General features: G+C 74.8%; 14 protein-coding genes. 1 reads left to right on the top strand and 13 read right to left on the bottom strand.

The window, feature by feature from the left end; genetic code table 11:
• Window positions 1-32: 32 nt before the first annotated feature.
• The gene (locus tag EKG83_RS04510) at window positions 33-3194 is read right to left on the bottom strand and encodes an ATP-dependent helicase (RefSeq protein WP_033430366.1); all 3162 of its coding nucleotides are present in this window, start codon (window positions 3192-3194) and stop codon (window positions 33-35) included.
• A 65-nt stretch (window positions 3195-3259) separates the two neighbouring features.
• Here EKG83_RS04510 and EKG83_RS04505 point away from each other — a divergent pair, with 65 nt between their 5' ends.
• A complete protein-coding gene (locus EKG83_RS04505; RefSeq protein WP_033430367.1) occupies window positions 3260-3586 on the top strand; it encodes an MGMT family protein in 327 nt (108 codons plus the stop codon).
• On the opposite strand, the gene EKG83_RS04500 is transcribed toward EKG83_RS04505, so the two are convergent.
• The 12 genes from EKG83_RS04500 to EKG83_RS04445 all read right to left on the bottom strand — a co-directional run bounded on the left by EKG83_RS04500 (window position 3549) and on the right by EKG83_RS04445 (window position 18178).
• Window positions 3549-3938: a tetratricopeptide repeat protein gene (locus EKG83_RS04500; RefSeq protein ID WP_033430368.1), complete on the bottom strand. Its 390-nt coding sequence runs from the start codon at window positions 3936-3938 to the stop codon at window positions 3549-3551. The genes EKG83_RS04505 and EKG83_RS04500 overlap by 38 nt on opposite strands.
• Entirely contained in the window at window positions 3935-4894 is a 960-nt protein-coding gene (locus EKG83_RS04495) for a pirin family protein (RefSeq protein WP_033430369.1), read from the bottom strand. Before EKG83_RS04495 ends, EKG83_RS04500 begins: the two co-directional genes overlap by 4 nt.
• A gap of 211 nt (window positions 4895-5105) precedes the next feature.
• Complete coding sequence (locus EKG83_RS04490; protein ID WP_033430370.1) at window positions 5106-5771, bottom strand: sirohydrochlorin chelatase; 666 nt, start codon at window positions 5769-5771, stop codon at window positions 5106-5108.
• The gene (locus EKG83_RS04485; RefSeq protein ID WP_033430371.1) at window positions 5768-6883 is read right to left on the bottom strand and encodes a uroporphyrinogen-III synthase; all 1116 of its coding nucleotides are present in this window, start codon (window positions 6881-6883) and stop codon (window positions 5768-5770) included. Before EKG83_RS04485 ends, EKG83_RS04490 begins: the two co-directional genes overlap by 4 nt.
• Window positions 6880-7242, bottom strand: a complete 363-nt coding sequence (nirD, locus tag EKG83_RS04480) for a nitrite reductase small subunit NirD (protein WP_033430372.1) — start codon at window positions 7240-7242, stop codon at window positions 6880-6882. Before nirD ends, EKG83_RS04485 begins: the two co-directional genes overlap by 4 nt.
• Entirely contained in the window at window positions 7239-9740 is a 2502-nt protein-coding gene (nirB, locus tag EKG83_RS04475) for a nitrite reductase large subunit NirB (protein ID WP_033430373.1), read from the bottom strand. Before nirB ends, nirD begins: the two co-directional genes overlap by 4 nt.
• Before the next feature lie 115 nt (window positions 9741-9855).
• Complete coding sequence (locus EKG83_RS04470; RefSeq protein ID WP_033430374.1) at window positions 9856-11208, bottom strand: MFS transporter; 1353 nt, start codon at window positions 11206-11208, stop codon at window positions 9856-9858.
• 99 nt (window positions 11209-11307) lie between these two features.
• Complete coding sequence (locus EKG83_RS04465) at window positions 11308-12750, bottom strand: FAD-dependent oxidoreductase (RefSeq protein ID WP_033430375.1); 1443 nt, start codon at window positions 12748-12750, stop codon at window positions 11308-11310.
• A complete protein-coding gene (locus tag EKG83_RS04460) occupies window positions 12747-14720 on the bottom strand; it encodes a molybdopterin oxidoreductase family protein (RefSeq protein WP_051765504.1) in 1974 nt (657 codons plus the stop codon). The genes EKG83_RS04465 and EKG83_RS04460 overlap by 4 nt, the downstream gene beginning before the upstream one ends.
• 167 nt (window positions 14721-14887) lie before the next feature.
• Window positions 14888-15685, bottom strand: a complete 798-nt coding sequence (locus EKG83_RS04455; protein ID WP_084716319.1) for a TIGR02569 family protein — start codon at window positions 15683-15685, stop codon at window positions 14888-14890.
• 181 nt (window positions 15686-15866) lie between these two features.
• Window positions 15867-17039, bottom strand: coding sequence for an adenylyltransferase/sulfurtransferase MoeZ (gene moeZ / locus EKG83_RS04450; protein WP_033430377.1), 1173 nt, complete (start codon window positions 17037-17039; stop codon window positions 15867-15869).
• A 104-nt stretch (window positions 17040-17143) separates the two neighbouring features.
• Window positions 17144-18178: a DUF3152 domain-containing protein gene (locus EKG83_RS04445; RefSeq protein WP_033430378.1), complete on the bottom strand. Its 1035-nt coding sequence runs from the start codon at window positions 18176-18178 to the stop codon at window positions 17144-17146.
• Window positions 18179-18214 lie beyond the last annotated feature (36 nt).

The following is an 18214-nucleotide window of genomic DNA, read 5'->3' as shown; positions in this document are numbered from 1 at the left end:
CAAGAGCGTCTTCGCCGGCTAACCCGCCGTCCTCACTGGCTGACCTGCCGGCCGGAGGAGTGGATCGGGCACGAGGTGCGCGCCGGGCAGCGGTCGCAGTCGTCGTTCTCGGTCGCCCGGTACGCGGGCCCGACGCTCGACCCGGCGGCCACCTGCACGGCCTCCAGCCACACCCGCACGCCCTGCTCGTCCAGCGGTGACTGCTCCAGCTCGGTCGCGCCGGTCTTCTTGTTCTCCTTGGCCACGTACAGCAGCCGCGCGCCGCCCGGGTCGGTGCCCAGGCCGAGGTGGGTGAACCCGCCCAGCGCGGTGGCGAGCTGGTACACCGCGAGCTGCGGGTGCCGCCGCGCCTCCTCCTTGGTCACCGGGTTCCTGCCGGTCTTGACGTCGATGACGACCGGCCGCCCCTCGCGGTCGGTCTCCAGCCGGTCGACCCGGCCGCGCACGCGCAGCCACGGCCCGCCCTCCCTGCGGGGCACCTCGACGGAGATCTCCTCCTCCACCGAGACCTGGGTGAGCTGGGACCGGCTGGAGGCCAGCCAGGTCAGGAACGTGTCGAGCATGCGCTCCACGCGCATCCGCTCGCGCCGGGAGAACCACGGCGCGCCCGCGTCCACCGCGGCCCACGCCTCGTCGAGCCTGACCCGCAGCTCCTTCTCGTCGGCGCCGGTCGCGGCGGCCTGCGCGAGGGCGTGCACCAGGGTGCCGGTGATCGACGCCAGCTCGGCCGGGTCCTGCCCGCCGTGCCGCTCCACCACCCACCGCAGGGGGCACTTGGCCAGCACCTCGACCGTGGACGGCGACACGCTGACCGTGTGCTCCTCGGTCCACAGCGGGTCGTCCGTGGTCACGTCGGCCAGGCCGTACCAGGAGTCCGGGTGCGCGCCGGGCACGCCCGCCGCGGCCAGCCGGGCGAGCTGGGCCGCCGCCCGCTCCCGCCGGTCGGCGGGCTCGTCGTCGTCGCACACCACCCGGCGCAGTTCGCCGACCAGCTCGGCCAGCACCAGGCCGCGCTGCGGGGTGAACACGGCCCGCTCGGGCGCGTCGGTGGACAGCTCCTCGATCTCGTCGAGGAACCGCGACGGTTGCAGGTCCTCCCCGCGCACCGCGCTGACCAGCAGGGACCGCCGGGCGCGGCTGGCGGCCACGAGCAGCAGCCGCCGTTCCTCGGCCAGCACCGGGGCGAGCGCGGACACGGTGTCCTCCCGGACGCCCGACACCACGTCGACCATCCGCTCCACGCCCAGCAGCGACCCGCGCAGCCGCAGGTCGGGCCAGCTGCCCTCCTGCACGCCCGGCACCGCCACGACCTCCCACTCGCGGCCCGCGGCGGCGTGCGCGGTCAGCACCGACACCGCCTCGCCGACGGGCGCGGAGGGCGCCAGCGTGTCGCCCACGATCTGCTGCATGGCCAGGTAGTCGACGAAGCCCCCGGCGGTGGAGCCGGGCAGCCGGTCCACGTACTTCGCGGCCGCCTCGAACAGGCCGACGATCGCGTCCAGGTCGCGGTCGGCCTGCGTGCCGCCGGTGCCGCCGCGCGCGGACTGCGCCGCCCACCGCTGCTCCAGGCCGGTGGCCTGCCACAGCTCCCACAGCACGTGCTCGACGGTCAGCCCGTCCGCGATGCCCTTGCGCGCCCGGCGCAGCAGGCCCGCCACGCGCCGCGCGGGCTGCGCCTCGGCGTCCTCCAGGGCGGCCAGCCGGTCGTCGTCCTCGACCACCTCGACCAGCAGCTCGCCGCTGGCCCGGTCGCCGCCCGCGGCCAGCTCCAGCCGCCGCAGGCCGCGCCGCAGCCGGCGCAGCGCCAGCGGGTCCGCGCCGCCCAGCGGGGACGACAGCAGCATCGCCGCGGTGTCCTCGTCCAGGCTGCCCGGCACGGCCGCGCAGCGCAGCAGCGCCAGGAACGGCACCACCGCGGGCTGGTGGGCCAGGGGCAGCTCGTCGTGCGGCACGGCCACCGGCACGCCCGCCGCCAGCAGGGCCCGCTGGAGCACCGGCAGCACCCGCGTCGCCGAGCGCGCCACCACCGCCATCCGCGACCACGGCACCCCGTCCACCAGGTGCGCGCGGCGCAGCTGGTCGGCCACCCAGCTCGCCTCCTGCGCGGCGGAGGCGAACAGCCGCACCTGCACGTGCCCCTCGGCGTCCACCGGCTCGACCTCGCGGGTCGGCGAGGCGCCCGGCAGCCGGGACGCGAGCCTGCCCACCGCGGCGCGGACCTCCGGCGCCATCCGGTGCCCCCGCCGCAGCACCACCAGCGGGCCGTCGGCGGCGGCGAGCAGGGTCGGGTCCGCGCCGCGGAAGGAGAACACCGCCTGGTCCGGGTCGCCGGCCAGGACGAACTCGTGCGCGGCGTCGCCCAGCACGCGGATGAACTCCAGCTGGAGCGGGTCCAGGTGCTGCGCGTCGTCCACCAGCAGGTGCCGCACGCGCGCCTGCTCCGCCTCCAGCACCGGGTGCTCGGTCTGGAACGCCAGCAGCGCGCTGCTCACCAGCTCGGCCGCGTCGAACGACGGCGCGTGGCCCTGGCCGCTGCTGGCCAGCAGGTTCACCTGCTCGTACTGGGTGCCGAACAGGCCGGCGGCGATCCACTCCTCGCGGGCGTGCCTGCGGCCCAGCTCGGTCAGGTCCTCCGGCCCCAGGCCGCGCTCGGTGGCGCGCAGCAGCAGGTCGCGCAGCTCCTGCGCGAAACCGGGCAGGGTCAGCGCGGGCCGCAGCCGGGCGGGCCACCTCGTCGCGCCCATGCTCACGTCGCCGGCCAGCAGCTCGCGCAGCATCGCGTCGTGCTCGGGGGCGGACAGCAGCCGGGGCGCGGGCTCGCCGTTGAGCACGGCCTGGGCGCGCAGCACCGCGAACGCGTAGGAGTGCACGGTCCGCACCAGGGGTTCCTGGGTGGTGGGCAGCACGCCGTCGGTGGTCGGCCGGGCCAGCAGGCGGGTGATGTGGGCGCGCATCGCCTCGGCGGCGCGCCGGTTGGCCACCAGCACCAGCACCCGCTCGGGGTCGGCGCCGCGCCGCACCCGGTCCGCGACCACCTCGGCCAGCAGCGTCGTCTTGCCCGTGCCCGGACCGCCCAGCACCCGCAGCGGACCGCCGGGGTGCTCGAACACCTGCCGCGCGGGCGCGTCCCACTCGCGGCGGGGCTCGTCCCGCCGCTCCGGTCGCACCAGCAACGGCGCCCTGTTGACCACCACGGCAGGGAATCGAACCACGGCGCACCGGCCGGACCGCGCGCGGCATGCCGTGGAAAGCTGTCCGGGTGGACGAACAGTTGCACGAGCTGGTGCGCGAGACCGTGCGCGCCATCCCGGCCGGCCGGGTCGCCACCTACGGCGACGTGGCCGACCTGTCCCGCGCCCCGTCGCCGCGGCTGGTCGGGCAGGTCCTCAACCAGGACGGGCACGACCTGCCGTGGCACCGGGTGCTGCGGGCCAACGGCACCTGCGCCCCGCACATCGCCGAGGAGCAGCTCCAACGCCTGCGCGCGGAGGGCGTCGTCGACGACGGCGGGAAGGTCGACCTGCGCAGGTACCGGTGGGAAGAGGCGGTCAAGGAGCGGCCGGAGGAGCCTCCGGGGCTGTGGTGACCCGCGCCCGCACGCGGGCCACCTCCTCGGCGACCGCCGGGTCGCCGGTCAGCGCGGCGGCCAGCTTGAGCTGCGGCAGGGCCTCGGCGTGCCGGCTCTGGCGGCTGAGCGTGCGGCCCAGCAGCAGGCGGGCGTAGCCGTCGGCCGGGTCGAGCTCGACCAGCTCGGTGAGCACGCGCTCGGCCCGGCCCAGGGCGGCGGACTGGAAGTGCGCCAGCGCCAGCTCGGTCAGCACGGTCCGGTCGCGCGGGGCCAGCTCGGCGGCCTCGGCGAGGTAGCGGGCGGCACCGCTGGGGTCGCCCGCGGCCCGGAACCCGCGCCCGCGGCGCAGCAGCTCGACGACGTCGGTCATGACAGCTCCTCGTCCGCCGGGGTGAGGTGGGGGACCTGGGTCCGCCCGAGCCGCCCGGCCTGGAAGTCCTCGATGGCCTGGATGATCTCGGCGCGCGTGTTCATCACGAACGGGCCGTAGCGCGCGACGGGCTCGTTCAGGGGCAGGCCGCCGAGCAGCAGCACGTCCCACTCGGTGTCGGCCCGCGCGGTGAGCGCCTCCCCGCGGCCGAAGACGGCCAGTTGGCCCTCTTCGAGCGGCCGGTGCCCGCCGCCGACCGAGCCGCGGCCGTTGAGGGCGTACGCCATGGCGGTGAAGTCCTCCGGCCACGGGAGGTCCAGGCGGGCGCCGGGGCTCAGCGTGGCGTGCAGGTAGGTGATCGGGGTGCGGGTGGCGCCGGGGCCGCGGAAGCCCGCCACGTCGCCCGCGATGACGCGGACCAGCGCGCCGCCGTCGCCGCTGGAGAGCAGCGTGGTGTCGCGGGGGCCGATGTCCTGGTAGCGGGGCGGGGTCCACTTGGCGGCGCGGGGCAGGTTGACCCACAGCTGGACGCCGTGGAACAGGCCGCCCCTGGCGACCACGTCCTGCGGCGGCAGCTCCGAGTGGAGCACGCCGGCGCCCGCGGTCATCCACTGCGTGCCGCCGTCGGTGATCAGGCCGCCGCCGCCCGCGGAGTCCCGGTGCTCCAGGGCGCCGTCGATCATGTAGGTGACGGTCTCGAAGCCGCGGTGCGGGTGCCAGGGCGCGCCCTTCGCCTCGCCGGGGCCGTACTCGACCGCGCCCATGTGGTCCAGGAGCAGGAACGGGTCGGCGTCCGGGAGGTCGACGCCCGGGAAGGGGCGGCGGACCTGGAAGCCCTCGCCCTCCAGGAAGCGGTGCGCGCGGACGACCTCGCGGACCGGCCGCCACGCCGTGGTGGTCTGCGGGAGGCCGGGGAGGCGGGGCAGGGTGAGGGTGTCGGCGGTGACGGCGGGCATGGCTGCCTCCTTCGGTCGCCGCCGGGGTGGGCGGCTCGTCCGGGACAACCTGGTTGAGGGCTCAACTATTCCGGGGCCGCGAGCGGAGGACACGCGGTGCCCGAGTGGAGGACTCGCGGTGTCTGAGTGGAGGACACGCGGGGGTTGGGTGTTGAACTCGGGGGGTCCGGAGGTTCGACACGGTGGGCGTGGGGGTTCGACTCGCGCGGGGTCAGGCCACGCCCTGGAAGCAGCGGGCCTCGTAGTAGCGCAGCAGGACGGCTTCGACCACGCGCAGGTGGGCGCCGATCGGGGCGGCGACCACGGCGGCGCCCGAGGCGGCCACGGCGCGGTGGAACAGGCCGGGGGCCAGGAGCCAGGAGGCCACGGCCACGCGGCCGCGGGCGCGGGCGACCACCTCGGAGACGTGCGGGGTGGCGGTGGCGGCGTAGCCGACGGTCACCGGGCCCACCCGGCGGGACAGGGCGGTGGCCACCGCGCGGACGTCGGCGAGCGCCCTGGCGTCCGAGGAGCCCGCCGCGGCCAGGACCACCGAGTCGCCCGGCCGCCAGCCGGCCTCGGTCAGCCGGGACAGCAGGGCGGGGACCAGGGCCGGGCCGATCGGGGCGGTGATGGTCGCGTCGGGGTGGCCGGAGGCCGCCACCTGGGCCGGGATGTCCACCCGGACGTGGTAGCCGGCCGCGAGGAAGGCGGGGACGACCACGGCGGGGCCCTCCACCGCCGACAGCACCGAGGTGACGTCGGGTTGGCGGACGTCGGCGTAGGCCACGCGGACGTCGACGCCGCCGAGGCGGGCGCGGACGAGCGCGGCGATCTCCTCCACCACCGCGGCGCCGGCGGGGTCGCGGGTGCCGTGCGCGACGAGGACGAGGGTCATACGGCCACTCCGGCGGGGTCCATGGCCAGGCGGTAGCCGCGCTTGACGACCGTGGTCACCATGCGCGGTTCGCCCAGGGCCGAGCGGAGGCGGCCGATGGCGGTCTCCACCGCGTGCTCCTCGCCGCCGCCGGGGAGGGCGGCCAGCAGGTCGCGGCGCGAGACCACCCGGCCGCGGGCGGCGGCGAGCCTGCGCAGCACGGCCATCGGGGCGGGCGGCACGGGGCGCAGCTCGCCGTCGACCACCACGGCCTGGCCGCGCAGCTCGATGTCGCGGGCGGCGATGCGCAGGCGGGTGGCCCGCGCGGGCAGCTCCAGGGTCAGCTCGCGGGCCAGCGCGCCGATGCGGGCGCGGGCGGGCTGCACCACCGGTACCCCGGCCCGCACCAGCGGACCGGCGGTGATCGCGCCCACGCCGACCACGAGCACGTCGCCCTTGAGCGCCGCCAGCAGCTCGGGCAGCCTGCCCATCTGCTCGGCGGTGCGCAGCACGGACGCGGCGGCGGGCGCGCTGGTGAACGTCAGGGCGTCCACCTGCCCGGCCAGCACCGCCTCCAGCAGCCGCTCCAGCGGGCCCGGGTCCTGCGGCCCGGTCCACCGGTAGACCGGCACCGAGGTCACGTGGGCGCCGGCCTCCTCCAGGGTGGTGGTGAACTCCGGCAGCGGTTCGCCGTGCAGCTGCACCACGACGCGCTTGCCGGCCACGCCCGACCGCAGCAGGTGGTCCAGCAGCTCCGCGTTGCTCTCCCCCTCCGGCGACCACGCCTCGACCAGGCCGGCGGCGCGCACCGCGCCCTTGGCCTTCGGGCCGCGGGCCAGCACCTCGGCGCCGGAGAGCTTCGCCAGCAGCCGGGAGGCCAGGCCCCAGCCCTCGGCGGCCTCGAACCAGCCGCGGAAGCCGATGCCGGTGGTGGCCACGACCACGTCCACCGGCTCCTCCACCACGGTCCTGGTCGCGGCCAGCAGCTCCGCGTCGTCGGGCAGGGGCACGATGCGGATCGCCGGGCCGTGCAGCACGGTCGCGCCCTTGCGCTCCAGGAGCGCGGAGAGCTCGTCGGCCCGCCGGGCGGCCGTCACGCCGACCGTGTACCCGGCCAGCGGGGCGGGGATCACGCCGAACCCACCCGGACGACCTCGGCGGTGTCGAGGGCCCCTGCCGAGCCGACCAGCACCACGCCGTCGACGACCTCCACCGGGTGCACCGGCACGTCCGCGGACGGGTCGTCCAGGCACTTGCCGGTGGCCAGCTCGAACGCCTGCTTGTAGACCGGGGAGACCACCACGGGCACCCCGCCCCGGTCGCCGACGATGCCGCGCGAGAGCACGGCCGCGCCGCTGAACGGGTCGATGTTGCCCAGGGCGTGGACCGACCCGGTGGAGGTGAGGAACACCGCCACCTGGGTCCCGTCGGGGAGCAGGGCGGCGACCCCGCGGTCGGGCAGCAGGGTGCTCAACTCGCACACAGGTGTCATCGGGAAACCTCCGGAACTCCCAGCAAAACCGGCACCTTCTGACCGCGCTCCTCGCGGAAGGAGATCGTGGGGTCGGGCGTGCCCGGCGCGTTGACGAACGAGGTGAACCGGGCCAGCTTCTCCGGGTCCTCCAGCACGCCGCGCCACTCGTCGGCGTAGTTGTCCACGTGCTTGGCCATCGCGGCCTCCAGGTCGGCGCAGATGCCGAGGCTGTCGTCCACGATCACCGACCTCAGGTGGTCCAGGCCGCCCTCCAGGCCCTCGATCCACGCCGAGGTGCGCTGGAGCCGGTCGGCCGTGCGGATGTAGAACATCAGGAACCGGTCGATCAGCCGGATCAGCGTCCCGGTGTCCACGTCGGACGCCAGCAGGTCGGCGTGGCGCGGGGTGAACCCGCCGTTGCCGCCCACGTAGAGGTTCCAGCCGTTCTCGGTGGCGATGACCCCGAAGTCCTTGCCCCTGGCCTCGGCGCACTCGCGCGCGCAGCCGGACACGGCGGACTTGAGCTTGTGCGGCGACCGCAGGCCGCGGTAGCGCAGCTCCAGCTCGACGGCCAGGCCGACCGAGTCCTGCACGCCGTAGCGGCACCACGTGGTGCCCACGCACGACTTCACCGTGCGCAGCGCCTTGCCGTACGCGTGGCCGGACTCGAACCCGGCGTCCACCAGGCGCTTCCAGATGTGCGGGAGCTGGTCCACGGTGGCGCCGAACAGGTCGATGCGCTGACCGCCGGTGATCTTGGTGTAGAGGCCGAAGTCGCGGGCCACCTCGCCGATGACGATCAGCTTCTCCGGGGTGATCTCGCCGCCGGGGATGCGCGGCACCACCGAGTAGGTGCCGTTGCGCTGGATGTTGGCCAGGAAGTGGTCGTTGGTGTCCTGGAGCGCGGCCTGGTCGCGGCCGAGGATGTGGCCCTGGTCCAGCGAGGCCAGGATCGAGGCGACCGCGGGCTTGCACAGGTCGCAGCCGCGGCCCCGGCCGAACCGGTCGATCAGCTCGGAGAACGTGGTGACGCCGGTGGAGCGGACGATCTCGAACAGCTCGGCGCGCGACTGGTCGAAGTGCTCGCACAGCGCCTTGGACTGCTCGACGCCGCACTCGGACAGCAGCTTCCTCAGCATCGGCACGCACGAGCCGCAGCCGGTGCCCGCCTTGGTGCACGCCTTGATGCCCGGCACGTCCACCGCGTCGCCCGCGGTGACCACGTCCACGATGTGCTGCTTGGTGACCGCGTGGCAGGAGCAGACCTGGGCGTCGCCGGGCAGCGACAGCTCCACGCCGCCCGCCGGGCCGATCAGCGACACCGGGTCGCCGGGCAGCGCGCGGCCGACCAGCGGCCGCAGCACCGGGTACTTCGAGGCGTCGCCGACGAGGATGCCGCCGAGCAGCGTCCTGGCGTCGTCGGAGACCACGAGCTTGGCGTAGGTGCCCGCGACGGCGTCGTTGACCACGACCTCCAGGGCGCCCTCCGCCCTGGCGTGCGCGTCGCCGAACGAGGCCACGTCCACGCCGAGCAGCTTGAGCTTGGTGGACATGTCGGCGCCCGGGAACACCGCCCGGCCGCCGAGCAGCCGGTCCGCGACGACCTCCGCCATGGAGTACCCGGGGGCCACCAGGCCGTACACCGTCCCGTCGAGGTTGGCGCACTCGCCGATGGCGTAGATGTGCTCGTCGGAGGTGCGGCAGCCCTCGTCGACGACGATGCCGCCGCGCTCGCCCACCCGGAGGCCGAAGGAGCGGGCCAGCTCGTCGCGGGGCCGGATGCCGGCGGAGAACACCACGACGTCGAGGTCCAGCTCGGTGCCGTTGGAGAGCCTGGCGACGAGCCGGTCGCGGTGGTCGCGCTCGATGACCGAGGCGGAGGTGCCGGTGTGCACGGTGAGGTCGAGCTGCTCGACCAGGCGCTTGAGCAGGCCGGCGCCGCCCTCGTCGACCTGGAGCGGCATCAGGCGGGGACCCAGCTCCACCACGTGCGGCGACAGGCCCATGCCGCGCAGCGCGTTGGCGGCCTCCAGGCCCAGCAGGCCGCCGCCGAGCACCATGCCCGCGCGGCGCCCGGCCTGCCCGGACGCCTTGGCCGCCTCCACGGTGGCGCGGATGCCGTCCAGGTCGTCGATGGTGCGGTAGACGTGGCAGCCGGGCAGGTCGCGGCCGGGCACCGGCGGCACGAACGGGACCGAGCCGGTGGCCAGCACCAGCGCGTCGTAGCCCTGCGCGCGGCCGGCGGTGGTGCGGACCACCCGCGCCTCGCGGTCGATGTGCACGACCTGCTCGTTCAGGTGCAGGGTGACCAGGTCGTCGTCGTGAGGTGCCAGGGCGAGCGGGGCCGCGTCCCAGTTGTCGACGTAGGAGGACAGGGCGACCCGGTCGTAGGCGGGGCGGTCCTCCTCGGCGAACACGACCACCTGCCACTGGTCGGTCGCGTCCTTCTCCCGCAGCGCCTGGACGAGACGGTGCCCGACCATGCCGTGACCGACCACCACGAGCGTTCGAGCCATGGACCAATCCCCTCCTTCTGCCCGGTTATGCTCACCGGGCACCGTGTCGTGCCAAGGTCGCGAATGTTTCGCGGGCGTTAAAGCAGACTCACGCCGCAGTTCAGCGAGGTGTGAGTCACACGCCCGCGTAGGCGAGGCTCGGCACGCGGACGAAGACGCGCCGCCGCAGGTAGAACCACCACGTGGTGGCCACGCACAGCGCGTAGAACACGAGGAACGCGGTGAGGGCGGGCGCCAGGGTCTTGCTGCCCTCCAGCGAGAACTTGAACACCAGGTTGACCAGCACGCCGCCGAACGCGCCCACGGCGCCCGCGACGCCGACCACCGCGGCGGCCTGCCGCTTGGCCGAGGCGGTGTCCTCGACCTGGGTCGCGAAGATCGCCGGGATCATCCGGTAGGTCGAGCCGTTGCCCATGCCGGCCAGCACGAACAGCCAGATGAACGAGCCGAAGAACAGCGGGAAGCTGCGGACCTCGGTGCTGACCAGCACGCCGACCGTGCCCGCGCCGAGGCCGAGGAAGACCAGCAGGGTGACCCGGGCGCCGCCGAGCCGGTCGGCCAGCCACCCGCCGAAGGGCCGGCTGACCGAGCCGATCAGGGCGCCCAGGAACGCCAGCGCGACGAAGCCCTTGTGGTCGACGAAGCTCAGCTTGATCAGCGACGGGAACGCGAACGAGAAGCCGATGAACGAGCCGAACGTGCCGATGTAGAGGAACGACATCACCCACGTGTGCTTGTTCGACAGCGCCTTGCGGTAGGACGTGCCGTCCGGCTTGGCCTGCACCAGGCTGTCCATGAGGAACCACGCGCACGCGGTGGCGGCCACGATGAACGGCATCCAGAACGCCGCCGCGTAGGCCAGGTTCACGCCGGTGCCGATGGTGATGACCATGGGCACCACCAGCTGCACCATGGCCACGCCGAGGTTGCCGCCCGCGGCGTTGAGGCCCAGCGCCAGGCCCTTCCTGCCCTCCGGGTAGAAGAACGAGATGTTCGCCATGGAGGAGGAGAAGTTGCCGCCGCCGAAGCCCATCGCGGCCGAGGTGAGCAGGAAGAACCAGTACGGGGTGCCGGGGTTCGTCACCGCGACGATGAGCATGGTGCACGGGATGAGCAGCAGGCAGGCGCTGATCGTCGTCCACGCGCGACCGCCGAAGCGGGGTACGGCGAAGGTGTAGGGGATGCGCAGCACCGCGCCGACCAGGTTGGGCACGATCAGCAGCCAGAACTGCTGGCCCACGGTGAAGTCGAAGCCCACCGACCCCAGGCTGACGACCACGATGCTCATCAGGCTCCACACGGTGAAGCCCAGGTTCTCCGCCAGGATGGAGAAGACGAGGTTCTTGCGGGCGACGCGCCTGCCGGTCCGCTCCCAGAACGCGGGGTCCTCCGGCTCCCAGTGCTCGATCCAACGCCCGCGGCGCCCGCCCCGCGGGGCGGGGCTCTCCGTCTCCAAGACCGTGCTCATAGGACCCTCCCGGACACCGGTTCTTCTTTCAGGAACGGTAGGAACGACCCGTTACCCCGACGTTGGGACAGGTGTCCACGACGGCAACTCCCGCGCACATCACGCGGGTTGGGGCTGTGAGGCGGCGAGCCAGTCGACGATGCCGCAGACCGCGTCCTTGCAGCCGCCGCAGCCGGTGCTCGCCCTGGTGGCCTCGGCGATCGCCGAGACGGTGGTGGCGCCCGCCCGCCACGCGCCCACGAGCTGGCCCTTGCTGACGGTGTTGCAGCGGCAGACCACGGCCGAGGCGGGCAGGTCGGCGGGGCTGGCCGTGGTCTCCGCGGGCAGCGCCCGGCCCAGCAGCAGCGCCAGGCGGTCGGTGGGCGCGGGCAGGCCGCGGTCGTAGAGCTGGGTGATGGCCGCCGCGGCGTCCGGCGCGCCGAGCACGATGGCGCCGGTCACCTTGTCGTCGCGCAGCACGAGCTTGGCGTAGCGGCCGCGCGCCGGGTCCTGGAAGCACAGCACCTCGGCGTCCGGCGAGTCGACCTCCACGTGCACGTCGCCCAGCGCGGCCAGGTCGATGTCGCGGGCCTTGAGCCTGGTCACCACGGTGGTGCCGGCGTAGCGGGCGGCGGGCGCGGCGCCGGTGAGGCGGTCGGCGAGCACCGCGGCCTGGTCCCACGCGGGCTGGACCAGGCCGGCGACCGTGCCCACGTGCTGGGCGCAGTCGCCGATGGCGTGGACGCGCGGGTCGCTGGTGCGCAGCGCGTCGTCGACCAGGACGCCCCGGTCGACCGCCAGGCCCGCCTGCTCGGCCAGCGACGTCTCGGCGCGCACGCCCGCGGAGACCACGACCAGGTCGGCGGGCACGTGCGTGCCGTCGCCGAGCTCCAGGCCCTCGCCGGGCGCGTACCGGGTGGCCAGCGCGTTGAGCCGGAACTCGATGCCCAGGTCCCGGAGGCTCTTGGCCAGCACGCGGCCCGCGCCCGCGTCGAGCTGGCGCTCCATCAGGTGCCCGACCGGGTGGACCACGGTGACCAGGCAGCCCCGGCCGGCCAGGCCGCGGGCGGCCTCCAGGCCGAGCAGGCCGCCGCCCAGGACCGCGACCGGCGTGCCCGGCGCGGCGTGCCCGACGATGCGGGCGCAGTCGTCGAGCGACCGGAACGCCACCGCGCCGGGCGCCAGGCCGCCGTTGCCGTCGAGCAGGCCCTCGGTGGGCGGCACCCACGACCGCGAGCCGGTGGCCAGCACCAGCGCGTCGTAGGGCACCTCGGTCTCGCCGACGTGCACCACCCGCCGGGTGCGGTCGATCTTGGTGACCGGTTCGCCGAGCCGCAGCTCCACGTGGTGGCGGGCGGCCCAGTCGTCGTCGTGCAGCCGCACCGCGTCCGTGGTCAGCGACCCGGCGACCACGCTGGAGAGCAGCACCCGGTTGTAGGCGTGGTGGGCCTCGTCGCCCAGCACGGTCACCGCGACCCGTTCGGCCTTCGGGTCGCGACGGCGGATCTCGTCGGCCAGGCGGGCGCCGGCCATGCCGTAGCCCACGACGACAACGTTCCTCATACCGTCTCCAATCGGACCGCGCACACCTTGAACTCGGGCATCCGGCTGGTGGGGTCCAGCGCCGGGTTGGTCAGCAGGTTGGCCCGGCCCTCGCCGGCGTAGTGGAAGGGCAGGAACACCAGGTCGATCCGCATGGACGGCACGCAGCGCACCCGCGCCACGGTCCGGCCGCGGCGCGACACCACGGCCGCGCGGTCGCCGTCGCGCAGGCCCGCCCGGGTCGCGGTGTCCGGGTGGACCTCGACGTAGGTCTCCGGCTCGGCGGCGTTCAGCTCGGCCACCAGCCGGGTCTGCGCGCCGGACTGGTAGTGCTGGAGCACCCGGCCCGTGGTGGCCTGGAGCGGGTAGTCGGCGTCGGGCGGCTCGGCGGGCCCGCGGTGCTCGACCGGGACGAACCGCGCCCGGCCGTCGGCGTGGGCGAAGCGGTCCAGGAACAGCCGGGGCGTGCTCCGGTCGGCCACCGGCCAGTGCAGCGCCTCGCCGGCGCGCAGCCGCTCGTAGGTGACGCCGGAGTAGTCGGCCGCGCCGCCCGCCGACGCCCGGCGCAGCTCCTCGAACACCGCCTCGGGCTCGGTGGGGAACCGGTCGGCGGGCTGGCCGAGGCGCACCGCGAGCCCGTGCAGGACCTCCAGGTCGCTGCGCACCCCGTCCGGCGGCGCGACGGCCTGTTGGCGCAGCAGCACGCGGCCTTCGAGGTTGGTCATCGTGCCGCCCTCCTCGGCCCACTGGGTGATCGGCAGCACCACGTCGGCGACCTCGGCGGTCTCCGAGCGCACCAGGTCGCACACGACCAGCAGGTCCAGCGCGGCCAGCCGGTCGGCCACGTGCCCGGCGCGGGGCGCGGAGACCACGGGGTTGCTGCCGAACACCAGCAGCGCCCTCGGCCCGCCGGGCTGCCCGAGGGCGTCGAGCAGCTCGTAGGCGGACCGGCCGGGTCCGGGCAGCTCGTCCACGCCCCAGACCCGCATGACGTGCTCGCGCGCCGCCGGGTCGTCGATCCTGCGGTAGCCGGGGAGCTGGTCGGCCTTCTGGCCGTGCTCGCGCCCGCCCTGGCCGTTGCCCTGGCCGGTCAGGCAGCCGTAGCCGGAGCCGCGGCGGCCGGGCAGGCCCAGCGCCAGGGCCAGGTTGATCCACGCCGACACGGTGTCCGCGCCGCTGGCGTGCTGCTCGGTGCCGCGGCCGGTGAGCACGTAGGCGTTGTCCGCCTCGGCGAGCATCCGCACGGCGGCCCGCTGGTCGGCGACCGGCACGCCGGTGACCCGCTCCACCCGCTCGGGCCACCAGGTGGCGGCGATGCGCCAGACCCCGTCGAAGCCGGTGGTGCGCGCGGCCAGGTACTCCCGGTCCAGGTGCCCGTCGGCGACCGCGGTGTGCAGCAGGCCGAGGGCCAGCGCGAGGTCCGTGCCGGGCGCGGGCCGCAGGTGCAGGGTGGCCTGCTCGGCGGTGGCGGTGCGGCGGGGGTCGACGACGATCAGCTCGGCGCCCTTGAGGTGCTGCACGAACGGCGGCATGGTCTCGGCCGGGTTGCCGCCGACCAGCAGGATCGCGTCCGCGCGGTCGAGGTCGGTGACCGGGAAGGGCATGCCGCGGTCCAGCCCGAACGCCTTCATGCCGCCGGCGGCGGCGCTGGACATGCAGAACCGGCCGTTGTAGTCGATCTGCGAGGTGCCCAGGGCGACCCGGGCGAACTTGCCCAGCAGGTACGACTTCTCGTTGGTCAGCCCGCCGCCGCCGAACACGCCGACCGCGTCGGGGCCGTGGGCGGCGCGCAGCCCGGCCAGCTTCCCGGCGACGAGGTCGAGGGCCTCGTCCCAGGTCGCGGGCTCCAGCACGCCGTCGCGGCGGACCAGCGGCGTGGTCAGCCGGGCGGGCGAGGTCAGCAGCTCGGCGGAGGTCCAGCCCTTCTGGCACAGGCCGCCGCGGTTGGTCGGGAACTCCCGCGGCGAGACCCTGCCGCCGGTGATGGTCATCGCGCACTGCAGGGCGCAGTACGGGCAGTGCGTGGCGACCCCGGACGGGTCGGCGGGTGGGGAGTCGGTCACCCGGCCGACGGTAGGAACGGGCTGTTAACGCCGGAACGCGGGATGTTTCATCCAGGCGAACTTGACTGCTCAGCGCCCGTCGGGCGCGGGTGAGGTCACAGCAGCTCGGCCACCCGCTCGGCGGCCCGCTCCAGGCCGGCCAGCGAGCGGGGGCCCGACCGGGGGTGCAGGGCGTGCACCGCCAGGCGGAACAGGGTGGCGCGCAGCAGGACCTGCGGCCACTCCTCCAGGTGGGCCCACCGGCGGGCCAGGCCGGGGTCGGCGCCGCCCCAGGCGAGGGCGTCGACCACGACGACCGCGGCGCCGTAGGGCGCGGGCCGCCAGTAGGCGGTGAAGTCGATGATGGCGGGCGGCGCGTCGCCGGCGAACAGCACGTTGCCGAACAGGTCGCCGTGCACCACCTGGGGGCGCAGCGCCACGGGCTTGCGCTCCGCCGCGTACCGCTCGAACAGCCGCCCGCCCAGCTCCGGGTCCAGTTCGGCCTCGGCCTCCTCCCAGGCGCAGCGGTCGGCGGTGGCGAACAGGTCGGTGCGGGTGTCGAGGAAGCGGGGCCGGGGCAGGCCGGCGGTGGCCTCGTGCAGCTTGACCGCGACCTCGACGACCTCGTCGTGGCGGGGTTCGGCGCGGCCGGACAGGTACTTGGTCGCCGCCCAGCCGCCGACGACGTAGCGGCCGTCGGTGGAGCGCAGGGGTCTGGCCACGCGCAGGCCGTCGACGTCGAGGGCGTCGAGGGTCTTGGCGACCCAGGTGGCCTCGGCGGGCTTGCCCGCGGGGCGGACGGCCGCGTCGCCGCAGCGCCAGACCGGGCCGCCGTCGATCAGCTCCGGTTCGGCGTCCCGGGCGCCGAACGCGGCGCGCACGTGCGACGGTGGCGGCTCCGGAGACGGGTTCACGGCCGGCACGCTACCTGCACTCGCGGTCGCGGTGGTGGACCCACGGCGCACGGCGTGCGCGGTGCACCTGTTCGGCCTATCCGCATTATTGCGGTTATCCCAACGCGGTACGGAGTGTGATCGGGACCACGCTCCGGGCCCCGGGACCGCCGCGCGGGGGCGGTCCCGGTGCCCGGGGCGGTCAGTAGGTCGGCAGCGAGGGGTCGACCTCGCGGGCCCACGCCAGCACGCCGCCGCCGACGTGCACCGCGTCCTTGAACCCGGCCCGGTGCAGCGCGGCCAGCGCCTCCGCCGAACGCGCGCCCGACTTGCAGTGCAGCACCAGCGGCTTGTCCTGCGGCAGCTCGGCGAACGCCTCGCCGGACAGGATGCGGTCCTTGGGGATCAGCACCGAGCCCGGGATGCGCACGATCTCGTACTCGTGCGGCTCGCGGACGTCGACCAGCAGGAAGTCGTCGCCGGCGTCCTGCTTCTGCTTGAGCTCCAGCGGCGTGATGGTGCTGCCCGCCGCGGCCTGCTGCGCCTCGTCGGACACCACGCCGCAGAACGCGTCGTAGTCGATCAGCTCGGTGATCTTCGGGCTCTCCGGGTCCTTGCGGATGCGGATGGTCCGGTACGACATCTCCAGGGCGTCGTAGACCATCAGCCGGCCGAGCAGCGGGTCGCCGATGCCGGTCAGCAGCTTGATCGCCTCGGTCACCATGATCGAGCCGATCGACGCGCACAGCACGCCCAGGACACCGCCCTCGGCGCACGAGGGCACCATGCCGGGCGGCGGCGGCTCGGGGTAGAGGTCGCGGTAGTTCAGGCCCTGCCCGTTCGGCGCGTCCTCCCAGAACACGCTGACCTGGCCCTCGAACCGGAAGATCGAGCCCCACACGTACGGCTTGCCCAGCAGCACGGCGGCGTCGTTGACCAGGTAGCGGGTGGCGAAGTTGTCCGTGCCGTCCAGGATCAGGTCGTAGTCCCGGAAGATCTCCAGGGCGTTCTCCGAGTTCAGGTGGGTCTGGTGCAGCACCACCTTCACGAACGGGTTGATCTCGGCGACCGAGTCGCGCGCGGACTCGGCCTTGGGCCGGCCGACGTCGGACTGGCCGTGGATCACCTGGCGCTGGAGGTTCGACTCGTCGACGACGTCGAAGTCGACCACGCCGAGCGTGCCCACGCCCGCCGCCGCCAGGTACAGCAGCGCCGGGCTGCCCAGGCCGCCCGCGCCGACGACCAGGACCTTCGCGTTCTTCAGCCGCTTCTGCCCGTCGACCCCGACGTCGGGGATGATCAGGTGGCGGCTGTACCGCGCGACTTCTTCCTTGGTCAGCTCCGCTGCGGGCTCCACGAGCGGCGGAAGCGCCATCTGGTCCTCCTCGACGAAACATGTCCTCTACCGACGGACAACACCAGCCTGCCCCGCCGTCTTCCCGCATGGGAAGTCGTCCCACGCCTCGGGAGCAACACCCCCTACTGGGGTGCGACGGGGAACGGGTTGGGCGTGCACACCTTGCCGTCGGCGGGCACCGCGTTGCGGTTGGAGGCGTCCACGGTGTTGAGCTGGGCGACGTAGTCGTTGGCCACGCCGAAGGACTGCTGCATCATCACCGGCGCGGGCCTGCCGTTCTCCTTGCAGCCCTCGTGCTGGATCCCCAGCACGTGCCCGACCTCGTGGTTGATGGCGTAGGTGCGGTAGGCGACGATGTCGTTGCCGTACGCCTTCGCGCCGCGTACCCACCGGGCCACGTTGATGACCACCCGGCCCGACGGCGGGTGCCAGCACGAGGACTCGAACTGGATGGAGAAGCCGCACAGGGCGTGCGTGGTGCCGGTCGTGCTCAGGCTCACGGTGAAGTCGACGTCGTCGCCCTCCACCCGCTGCATCGAGACCTGGCCGGCGCCGACCCAGCTGCGCGGGTCGGCCAGGAACGAGTCGACGGTGCGCGCGAACGCCTCCCGGTCGCCGCCGTAGTCGACCGGCTCGACGCCGTCCTCGATGGCGATGTTGTAGCGGTAGAGCCGGCCGCCACCGCCCGCGCGCTCGGTGGCGCCCGGCACGACCTGGTAGGTGCCCGCGCCCTGCTCGGAGTACCGGGGCCCGTCCGGCAGCACGGCGGTCGGGAAGTTCTTCAGGTCGATCTCGACCGGCGGCTTCTCGCTGGCCGAGGGCGCGGCGGGGGTGGACGCGGCGACCCGGTCCCCGTCGCGCGGCCCGTCGGCCTCGCCGGCGCCCCCGTTCGGCGGGGTGGCGGTGTCCAGCACGACCAGCGCGGTCAGCACCAGCAGCACGGGGACCGCGTAGATCCGCCAGCCGTAGTTCGCGACCAGGCCCCTCACCCCGCGCCGGCGGCGGCGCGGGCGGCGCCCGGCGGGTTCCCACGAGGCGGCCAGGGGTTCGCCCGCGGTGCGGCGCCCGCCGCGGCGGTAGCGGTCCTCGGACAGCGGCGGCCGGTCACCCGACGGGACCCCCGAGGGGGGTGGCGCACCCTGCGTCGTCCGGTTCACGGCAACCAGGGTGCCACAACCGCCCGGCCCGGCCCG

It is taken from the genome of Saccharothrix syringae, assembly GCF_009498035.1.
Taxonomy (GTDB): domain Bacteria; phylum Actinomycetota; class Actinomycetes; order Mycobacteriales; family Pseudonocardiaceae; genus Actinosynnema; species Actinosynnema syringae.
Note: the sequence above shows the minus strand (reverse complement) of the source record. Positions and strands in the feature narration are given on the sequence as shown.

Excerpts from the sequence above, each read along its gene's own strand:
- EKG83_RS04500 (WP_033430368.1), bottom strand. The coding sequence starts at position 3,938 with ATGACCGACGTCGTCGAGCTGCTGCGCCGCGGGCGCGGGTTCCGGGCC.
- EKG83_RS04495 (WP_033430369.1), bottom strand. The coding sequence starts at position 4,894 with ATGCCCGCCGTCACCGCCGACACCCTCACCCTGCCCCGCCTCCCCGGC.
- EKG83_RS04490 (WP_033430370.1), bottom strand. The coding sequence starts at position 5,771 with ATGACCCTCGTCCTCGTCGCGCACGGCACCCGCGACCCCGCCGGCGCC.
- nirD (WP_033430372.1), bottom strand. The coding sequence starts at position 7,242 with ATGACACCTGTGTGCGAGTTGAGCACCCTGCTGCCCGACCGCGGGGTC.
- nirB (WP_033430373.1), bottom strand. The coding sequence starts at position 9,740 with ATGGCTCGAACGCTCGTGGTGGTCGGTCACGGCATGGTCGGGCACCGT.
- EKG83_RS04470 (WP_033430374.1), bottom strand. The coding sequence starts at position 11,208 with ATGAGCACGGTCTTGGAGACGGAGAGCCCCGCCCCGCGGGGCGGGCGC.
- EKG83_RS04465 (WP_033430375.1), bottom strand. The coding sequence starts at position 12,750 with ATGAGGAACGTTGTCGTCGTGGGCTACGGCATGGCCGGCGCCCGCCTG.
- EKG83_RS04460 (WP_051765504.1), bottom strand. The coding sequence starts at position 14,720 with ATGACCATCACCGGCGGCAGGGTCTCGCCGCGGGAGTTCCCGACCAAC.
- moeZ (WP_033430377.1), bottom strand. The coding sequence starts at position 17,039 with ATGGCGCTTCCGCCGCTCGTGGAGCCCGCAGCGGAGCTGACCAAGGAA.